This window comes from Shewanella sp. P1-14-1, assembly GCF_001401775.1.
GTDB classification, from domain to species: Bacteria; Pseudomonadota; Gammaproteobacteria; order Enterobacterales; family Shewanellaceae; genus Shewanella; species Shewanella japonica.
Map to the genome: position 1 here is coordinate 1 of NZ_LKTL01000086.1, position 485 is coordinate 485.

Below are 485 nucleotides of genomic sequence, written 5' to 3' on the forward strand. Positions count from 1 at the left end.
ATTTTAGCAAACTATTATCAGCCCCTTAAATGGGCGTTAGGCATACAGGGAAAGAATGAGAGATATCGCCACCAATGAGCATTATTCTGAAATGCTCAAAATTCAGGAAGAGTTAAATCATAAACTCCGAAATGACTTTGAAAATGAAAAAGTTAATGGTCGAGAGCATCTAGCACGGTTTTTAACTGAGCGAGTAGGCACGCTAATAGATGAACTTAATTCTAGTGGTTATTCTTTCGGACCGTGTGACTACAGTGCCGATGTAAATTTCGAAAACAGCGAACAAACTTTCAGTAATGGAGCTGAAATGGGAGAAGGAATTATCCTTCATTTTCATGGTTATTCCGCTCAAGTTTCTTGGGAAGGTAGTGATAAGTATGCCTAACAAGTTGCTCAAGTTCGTTCGTAAACTCACTGGGACAATTAACAGTTGGCTTGGCGCTTCGCGCAAGTATAGCCAACAGTCAATTGCCCCTTAGCAAAGC

1 protein-coding gene is annotated in these 485 nt (G+C 40.4%); it reads left to right on the forward strand.

The features are described 5' to 3' along the window. Positions 1–55 precede the first annotated feature (55 nt). A complete protein-coding gene (locus tag AN944_RS21070) occupies positions 56–385 on the forward strand; it encodes a hypothetical protein (protein WP_055026587.1) in 330 nt (109 codons plus the stop codon). The last annotated feature ends 100 nt before the right edge of the window (positions 386–485 follow it).

Excerpts from the sequence above, each read along its gene's own strand:
- AN944_RS21070 (WP_055026587.1), top strand. The coding sequence starts at position 56 with ATGAGAGATATCGCCACCAATGAGCATTATTCTGAAATGCTCAAAATT.